Here is an 8163-nt window from a genome sequence, read left to right as displayed (position 1 = left end):
CGCCACCAGCGACGCCGTCGTCGCCGCCTTCGGCATGGACCCCAGGCCCCGCGACTCCGGCACCTACAAAGGCACCCGCAAGCTCTCCAAGCAGGGCAACGCCGAGGAGCGCCGGCTCATCTACTGCGCCGCCATGACCGCCTGCCGCTCCCCCGTCTTCAAGGCCATCCGCGACAAGCTCCTCGCCCGCGGCATGTCCAAGATCCAGGCCTACTGCGTCGTCGCTCGCAAGCTCCTTCGCATCGCCTTCTCCGTCTGGCGCTCCAATCAGCCCTTCAACCCTCAACTCGTCGCAAAGGCTTGACGCTCGACATAGAACCTACGACGTCGGGGAAAACGTGGAGGGCGAAACGGGCCAGCGGCCGCCACGACACGGCCACGCCCCCGGGCAATCACCCGCCCTTCAACTCGCAATGCGCCAGCCGCGCCCCCTGCTCCAGCACGAACTCGCGAAACGCCGCATTCACCCCCGCCAGCGCGCCATCGCGGCGGTGCAGCAGGCACCAGTCCAGCAGCTTGGGCATGCCCACCAGGTCCAGCACCGCCATGCGCCCGGCCGCCAGCTCGATCTGGAAGGCGTGCGCCGACATGAAGCTGATGCCCATGCCGGCCATCACCGCCTGCTTGATGGTCTCGTTGCCGGACAGCTCCATCGTCACGTTGACCTGCAGCGATTGCGCCTGCAGCAGGTGCTCCAGGAACTGGCGCGTCGCCGACCCCGGCTCGCGGAAGATGAACGGCTCGGCCTTCAGCTCGCTCCACGCGATGCGGCGCCTGCCGGCCAGCGGGTGCTCGGGCGCCGCGACGATGCAATGCGGATGCCGCGCGAAGGCCTCGGCCTCGACGTCGGCCTCCGACGGCGGGTAGCCCGCGATCGCGACGTCGATCTGGTGCTCGTTGAGCAGCGCGAGGATGCTGTCGCGCCGGTCCACCGACAGCTTCAGCTTGACCTCGGGGAAGCGCTCGCGGAACGCCATCATCAGGATCGGCGCGAAGTAGTTGGCCGTCGGCACCACGCCCAGGTGCAGCTGGCCGCGCGTGCTGCCCTGCATCGAGGTCAGCGCATCCTCGGCCTGGCGGATCGCGCCGAGGATGCCGCGCGCATGGCGCAGCAGCTCGTCGCCGGCGTCGGTGAGCTGCAGGCCGCGGCCCTGCTTGCGAAACAGCGGCAGCCCGAGCTCGTCTTCCAGCAGCCGGATCTGCATCGAGATCGCCGGCTGCGTCAGGTGCAGCTGCCCGGCCGCGCGCGAGTAGCTCAGCGTCGCGGCCGCCGCCTCGAAGGCGCGCAGCTGGCGCAGGGTCAGGTTCTTCATGCGGCGCCCGCCCGCAGGTGCGTCAGCGGCAACGCGCCGCCGGCCTTCACCTCGCCGAGCGAGAAGCTGGTGTGGATGTCCTTCACGTTGGGCAGGTTCAGCAGCGTCTCGATCGAGAAGCGCGAGAACGCATCCAGGTCGGTCGCCATCACCTGCAGCTCGAAGGTGCCGGCCCCCGAGATGTAGTGGCAGGCGATCACCTCCGGCAACTGCCGGATCGCGTCTTCGAGCGCCCGCGTCTCGCTGCCGGTGTTGCGGTTCGCGTCGACGCGCACGAAGGCCAGCACGCCCAGCCCGACCTTGCGGCGGTCGATCTCGGCGCGGTAGCCGGTGATGTAGCCCTGGTCCTCCAGCCACTTGACGCGCCGCCAGGTGGGCGCCGCCGACAGGCCGATGCGCGCCGCCAGCTCGGTGTTGGACAGGCGCGCGTCCTGCTGCAGCTCGCGCAGGATCAGCACGTCGTAGCGGTCCAGCGTGGCGCCGTGCGGCTCGGGTGCGGCGGCAGGCGCCACCGGTCTGCTGGTTTTCCCTGATATGGGCTTTTTGAGCGTCATTCGCATCACCACATGAAGATGTCAGCAAGATTATTGCGCCGCGGCCCGTGATCCGGGCAAACAAAGAAAGGACTTGCTCCGCCCGAATCCCTACACTGACCGCTTCCCGCCGACACAGCGCAGCCCGGTGCCGACGCCGCCACGAGCGGCCGAGCGCGCCTCACCGAAGCACCCCTCCCCCAAGGAGCCCTGGACGATGAACGCCCCGCTACCCGAATCCATCCGCAAGGCCCTCGAGAGCGTCTCGCTCGACGACAAGTACAGCCTCGCCACCGGCCGCGCCTTCATGAGCGGCGTGCAGGCTCTCGTGCGGCTGCCGATGCTGCAGCGCACGCGCGATGCGATGAACGGGCTGAACACCGGCGGCTTCATCAGCGGCTACCGCGGCTCGCCGCTCGGCGGCTACGACCAGGCGCTGTGGCAGGCCAAGAAGCACCTGCAGGCGCAGAACATCGTGTTCCAGCCGGGCGTCAACGAGGAACTGGGCGCCACCGCGGTGTGGGGCACGCAGCAGCTCGACCTGTACCCGCAGAGCAGGAAGTTCGACGGCGTGTTCGGCATCTGGTACGGCAAGGGCCCGGGCGTGGACCGCTGCTCCGACGTCTTCAAGCACGCCAACATGGCCGGCACCGCGAAGCACGGCGGCGTGATCGCGCTGGCCGGCGACGACCACATCGCCAAGAGCAGCACCGCGGCGCACCAGAGCGACCACATCTTCAAGGCCTGCGGGCTGCCGGTGTTCTTCCCGTCCAGCGTGCAGGACATCCTGGACATGGGGCTGCATGCGTTCGCGATGAGCCGCTTCGCCGGCGTCTGGTCGGGCATGAAGACGATCCAGGAGATCGTCGAATCGTCGGCCAGCATCAGCGTCGACCCCGACCGCGTCAACATCGTGCTGCCGGAAGATTTCGTGATGCCGGACGGTGGCCTGCACATCCGCTGGCCCGATGCGCCGCTGGAGCAGGAGGCGCGGCTGATGGACCACAAGTGGTACGCCGCGTTGGCCTACGTGCGCGCGAACAAGCTGAACCACAACGTGATCGAGGGCCCGAACGACCGCTTCGGCCTGATCGCCAGCGGCAAGGCCTACAACGACACGCGCCAGGCGCTGCACGACCTGGGCCTGGACGACGACGCCTGCCGGCGCCTGGGCATCCGGCTGCACAAGGTCAACGTGGTGTGGCCGCTCGAGGCCACCATCACGCGCGAGTTCGCCAAGGGCCTGCAGGAGATCCTGGTCGTCGAGGAGAAGCGCCAGGTCATCGAGTACCAGCTGAAGGAAGAGCTCTACAACTGGCGCCCCGACGTGCGGCCCAACGTGCTCGGCAAGTTCGACGAGGTCGGCGGCGACCAGAGCGGCGGCGAGTGGTCGCAGCCCAACCCGGCCAGCAACTGGCTGCTGCGCGCGCAGGCCGACCTGACGCCGGCCATCATCGCGAAGGCGATCGGCAAGCGGCTCAAGAAGCTGGGCGTCGATGCCGACACCGCGGCGCGCATCGATGCGCGCATCGCGCTGATCGAGGCCAAGGAGCGCAGCCTGGTCGAGGTGAAGAGCGAGGGCGGCGACCGCCTGCCGTTCTTCTGCAGCGGCTGCCCGCACAACACCAGCACCAAGGTGCCGGAGGGCTCGCGCGCGGTGGCCGGCATCGGCTGCCACTACATGGTGGTGTGGATGGACCGCAGCACCAGCACCTTCACGCAGATGGGCGGCGAGGGCGTGCCCTGGGTCGGGCAGGCGCCGTTCACGACCGACCAGCACATCTTCGCGAACCTGGGCGACGGCACCTACTTCCACAGCGGCAGCCTGGCGATCCGCCAGAGCATCGCGGCCGGCGTCAACATCACCTACAAGATCCTCTACAACGACGCGGTCGCGATGACCGGCGGCCAGCGCGTGGGCGAGCGCCCCGAGGGCCACACGGTGCTGCAGATCATGAACAGCGTGAAGGCCGAGGGCGTCAGCGCGCTGTGCATCGTCAGCGACGAACCCGAGAAGTACGACGGCGTCGCGCTGGCCCCGGGCGTGCAGGCCTTCCACCGCGACGAGCTCGACCGCATCCAGCGCGAGTACCGCGAGATCAAGGGCACCACGGCCATCATCTACGACCAGACCTGCGCCACCGAGAAGCGCCGCCGCCGCAAGCGCGGCACGATGGTCGAGCCGGCCAAGCGGGTGGTGATCAACGAGCTGGTGTGCGAAGGCTGCGGCGACTGCTTGGTGCAGAGCAACTGCCTGAGCGTGGAGCCGGTGGAGACCGAGTTCGGCCGCAAGCGCCGCATCAACCAGAACACCTGCAACAAGGACTATTCGTGCGTGAAGGGCTTCTGCCCGAGCTTCATCACCGTCGAGGGCGGACAGCTCAAGAGCACGAAGAAGGCGAAGCAGGAACGGCCCGATCCGTCACGCATCGCGGTGCCGGACCCGGTGCTGCCGGTGGCCGAGAGCGCCTGGGGCATCGTGGTGGCCGGCGTCGGCGGCACCGGCGTCATCACCATCGGCCAGTTGCTGGGCATGGCGGCCCACCTCGAGGGCAAGGGCATCGTCACGCAGGATTCGGCCGGCCTCGCGCAGAAGGGCGGCAGCACCTGGAGCCACATCCAGATCGCGAACCGGATGGACGCGATCCACACCACCAAGGTGGGCACGGCCGAGGCCGACCTGGTGATCGCCTGCGACCCGATCGTCGGCGCGAACAAGAGCACGCTGGCGACGCTGCGCGAAGGCCGCAGCTACGTGGCGCTGAACACGCACGGCTCGCCGACCGCGGCTTTCGTGACCAATCCGGACTGGCAGTTCCCGGGCGCCAACTGCGAGAGCGCGATCGTCGCCGCCGCCGGCGCCGGCCACGTCGGCATGCTGGATGCGGAAGAGCTGGCGGTGCAGCTGGTCGGCGATTCGCTGTACACCAACCCGCTGATGCTGGGCTACGCGTGGCAGAAGGGCCGCGTGCCGCTGGGCCATGCGGCGCTGATGCGCGCGATCGAGCTGAACGGCGTGCAGGTCGACAACAACAAGGCGGCCTTCGAATGGGGCCGCCGCGCGGCGCACGACCTGCCCGCGGTTAAGGCCTTGTTCAAGGCCGGGCAGGTGATCGAGTTCGTGCGCAAGAGCACCAGCATCGACGACCTGGTCGCCAAGCGGGTCGAGTTCCTGACCGGCTACCAGGATGCGGCGTACGCGGCGCAATACCAGGCCTTCGTCGAGAAGGTGCGCGCAGCCGAGGCGCCGCTGGGCGGGCACAGGCTGACCGAGAACGTGGCGCGCTACCTGTTCAAGCTGATGGCCTACAAGGACGAGTACGAGGTGGCGCGGCTGCACACCGACAAGGCCTTCCTGGACAGGATCGCGGCGCAGTTCGAGGGCGACTACACGCTGAACTACCACCTGGCGCCGCCGGCCATCGCGAAGAAGAACGACAAGGGCGAGCTGGTGAAGCAGCGCTTCGGGCCGTGGATGCAGACGGCGTTCCGCGTGCTGGCGAAGTTCAAGCGGCTTCGCGGCACGGCCTTCGACCCGTTCGGCCGCACCGAAGAGCGCAAGACCGAGCGCGCGCTGATCGGGCAGTACCGCGAGTCGATCGACGAGGTGCTGCGCGGGCTGAATGCGCAGACGCTGCCGCTGGCGGTGCAGATCGCGCGCATCCCGGAGGACATCCGCGGCTACGGGCACGTGAAGGAGCGGCACCTCGCGACGGCGCTGCCGAAGTGGACGGGGTTGATGGCGCAGTGGCGCGCGGGCGAGTCGCAACGCGCGGCATGACCGGGGCCCGGATGCCGATCCGGGCCCCTAGAACTGCAGGAACGTGACGCCCAGCCCGAAGCTCGTCTGCCGGAAGTTGTAGTCCGTCAGCGTCTCGCCATAGCCGCGGAAGGCCTGCAGGTACCAGCGCAGGCCGTTCGGCTGGTCGTGGAGCACCGGGTAGGTCCATTCCAGCTGCAGCGCCCCGTACTTCACGCCCTTCAGCGTGTTGCGGTACAGCAGCGACGCGGTCGACAGGCCACTCGCCCAGTTCAGCTGCGTCTCGCTGCGGCCGCGGAAGTCGACCAGGTCGGGGTTGTTGTCGGTCTCCAGCTTCTCGTTGAAGCGCTGCACCAGGCGCGTGCTGAGCGACCAGTTCTCGCGCTCGAAGCCGGCACCGAGCCACACGCGGTTCCAGCTGCGCGACAGCGGGTCGGACTGCCCGTTCGACTGGTGCGCGATGCCCAGCTGCGCATGCCGCCACTGCCAGCCGAACGGCAGCCCGCGCCAGGCCTGCGGCGTGGGCACCACGTAGATCGCCTCCGGCTCGTAGTCGCTGTTGCGGAACGGCTTCGAGTCCTTGCCGTTCCAGATCTGCCACAGCGCCTGCTGCGTGAACGCGAGCCACAGGTCGCCGCCCTCGAAGCCGACGTCCTGCAGCACCTTGGTGCGCAGCGACAGCTGGAACTTGGCCTCGAGCCGCTTGTAGTCGGGCAGCGGCACCGCCGCCTGCGTCGGCGACCGGGGCTCGCGGTTGATGCGGCTCGTCAGGTGCAGCGGCAACACGTAGTTGGGCTTGTAGCCGACGAAGTTGAAGATGCCGCGCTTGTCCTCGGGGTCGAGTTCCCAGTAGCGCGAGAGCAGGCTGCCGCTGCCGCCCACCGGCTGCTTCGCCGGCGCGAGCAGCTGCGCCTTCGGGGCCAGCCGCGAGTCGCTCGCGCCTTCGTTGCCGGTGGGCGCCGGCTCGACGATCGCTCGGCCGGCCAGCTTGTCGTAGCAGGCCAGGCGGTCCGCCGGCGCGCCGATCAGCGCGCACTCGGCCAGGCCGGCCGCCGGATCGGCCTGCGCGAGCGCGGGGTGCAGGGGGAGAAAAAAGAAAGCGAGACAGGCACAGGCGCCGAGGGTCGGTGAACGCATGCGCCCGGATGGTAGGGCCAGCCGGTGAATCCCCGGGCAGAGGTCGCCGGATGGGCGTCCCTCTGCTCGGGTATCACTCAGGCCTTGCGGCCCTTACGGCAAAGACTTCAGGTGGGCGCCGACGGGAGCCGAGAAGTTGTAGCCGTCGAAGCGGTCCCAGTTGATCGACCAGGTCATCACGCCGCGGAAGGTCGGGTAGGCCTGGTTCGGACGCAGCGAGCCGCAGCCGGTCAGCTTCACCATGCAGTCCACCGCGTTGTTGACGGTGGTCGCCGTGACGAAGCCGGAGTTGGCCGAACGCGGGCCCGACGGCACGCCGAACGCGACCTGGTCCGCACGCAGCCCGGCGAAGCTGCCCGACGCGCCGTTCGACAGGCCGAAGCCCTCGATCAGCATCTTGCTGCCGGCCACCAGCATGTCCACCGAGCCTTCCGGGTACGGGTTGGCCTGGTACGGCGAGTACAGCCCGCCGTTGTTGTAGTACTGCACGTGGATGATCGACAGGTCGTCGCGCAAGCCGTTGATGATCGGCAGGTAAGCGCCCCAGATGCTGCCGTACGAGATGAAGCCGCCTTGCACGTACGGCCACTCCGGTGCCATCGACAGGTAGAACTTCGAGCCGACCTTGGCCTTCAGCGCCTTCACCGAGCTGACCAGGTACTGCTGGATCGGCGCGCCTTGCGAGACGCCGTTCTCCAGGTCGAGGTCGATGCCGTCGAAGCCGAACTTCTGGATGATCGCGTACAGGCTGTTGGTGAAGTTGGTCGCCTCGGCCTGCGAGCCGACGCTGACCGAGCCGTTCTGCCCGCCCAGCGACAACACCACCTTCTTGCCCTTGGCCTTCAGCGCCGCGACGTCGGCGATGAACTGCGCCTCGCTGCCGGCGTTGGAGTCGACCGTGAAGCTGACGTTGCCGCCACCGGCGTTGTCCGCGAACGCGACGACGATCACGTCCCACGCATCGGACACCTGGCTCAGCGGGTAGGTGTTGCCGGCCGGATTGGTGAAGTTGTGCCAGTAGCCGATCAGCGCATGCTTGGCGATCTGGCTCGACGGCGCCGGGGCCGGCGATGGCGCGGGGGCAGGCGCCGGTGCAGGTGCAGGGGCCGGCGCGGGCGCCGGTGTCGGAGCCGGTGCAGGCGCGGGCGCCGGTGCCGGGGTGGGCGCCGGTGCGGGGGCCGGGGCCGGCGCGCCATTGCAGGTGGTCGTCGCGGTCCASGGCTGGCCGCTGCCGGCCGGGCCGYTGTTGSTSGMCGGRTTCTGGCCYTGCGTCCACCAGTTGGCCTTGTAGTTGACGCCGTTCACGCTGACCAGCGCGCCGCCGTTGTACGCGGTGGCCGCCAGCCACACCGGGTTGCAGCCGGCCGGCGCGGGCGCCGGGCTCGGGCTGGGGGCCGGCGCAGGCGCCGGGGCCGGCGGG

The 8163-nt window shown here is 69.1% G+C and carries 6 protein-coding genes; 2 read left to right on the top strand and 4 right to left on the bottom strand.

Features of this window, described 5'->3' with window-relative positions; translation table 11 throughout:
• The coding region (locus AC1DYN_RS30630; protein WP_477966249.1) for a transposase at nucleotides 1–304 on the top strand (304 nt) is incomplete at its 5' end.
• Nucleotides 305–392: 88 nt separating this feature from the next.
• Here AC1DYN_RS30630 and AC1DYN_RS30625 read toward each other — a convergent pair.
• Together AC1DYN_RS30625 and AC1DYN_RS30620 are read right to left on the bottom strand one after the other, a co-directional pair.
• Nucleotides 393–1313 (bottom strand): LysR family transcriptional regulator, encoded by a 921-nt coding sequence (locus AC1DYN_RS30625; RefSeq protein WP_477966247.1) that lies wholly within the window; start codon nucleotides 1311–1313, stop codon nucleotides 393–395.
• A complete protein-coding gene (locus tag AC1DYN_RS30620) occupies nucleotides 1310–1867 on the bottom strand; it encodes an Lrp/AsnC family transcriptional regulator (protein WP_477966245.1) in 558 nt (185 codons plus the stop codon). The genes AC1DYN_RS30625 and AC1DYN_RS30620 overlap by 4 nt, the downstream gene beginning before the upstream one ends.
• Before the next feature lie 196 nt (nucleotides 1868–2063).
• On the opposite strand from AC1DYN_RS30620, the gene AC1DYN_RS30615 reads away from it, so the two are divergent.
• Nucleotides 2064–5627 (top strand): indolepyruvate ferredoxin oxidoreductase family protein, encoded by a 3564-nt coding sequence (locus AC1DYN_RS30615; protein ID WP_477966243.1) that lies wholly within the window; start codon nucleotides 2064–2066, stop codon nucleotides 5625–5627.
• A 27-nt stretch (nucleotides 5628–5654) separates the two neighbouring features.
• Here the strand turns inward: AC1DYN_RS30615 and AC1DYN_RS30610 are convergent, their stop codons facing one another.
• Nucleotides 5655–6743, bottom strand: coding sequence for a phospholipase A (locus AC1DYN_RS30610; RefSeq protein ID WP_477966241.1), 1089 nt, complete (start codon nucleotides 6741–6743; stop codon nucleotides 5655–5657).
• Nucleotides 6744–6836: 93 nt separating this feature from the next.
• On the bottom strand, nucleotides 6837–8163 hold a 1327-nt coding region (locus AC1DYN_RS30605; RefSeq protein WP_477966239.1), incomplete at its 5' end, for a chitinase.

This window comes from Rhizobacter sp. P2_D12 (genome assembly GCF_056404395.1).
Note: the sequence above shows the minus strand (reverse complement) of the source record. Positions and strands in the feature narration are given on the sequence as shown.

Coding starts and splice junctions, on each gene's coding strand:
- AC1DYN_RS30615 (WP_477966243.1), top strand. CDS start 2,064: ATGAACGCCCCGCTACCCGAATCCATCCGCAAGGCCCTCGAGAGCGTC.
- AC1DYN_RS30610 (WP_477966241.1), bottom strand. CDS start 6,743: ATGCGTTCACCGACCCTCGGCGCCTGTGCCTGTCTCGCTTTCTTTTTT.
- AC1DYN_RS30625 (WP_477966247.1), bottom strand. CDS start 1,313: ATGAAGAACCTGACCCTGCGCCAGCTGCGCGCCTTCGAGGCGGCGGCC.
- AC1DYN_RS30620 (WP_477966245.1), bottom strand. CDS start 1,867: ATGACGCTCAAAAAGCCCATATCAGGGAAAACCAGCAGACCGGTGGCG.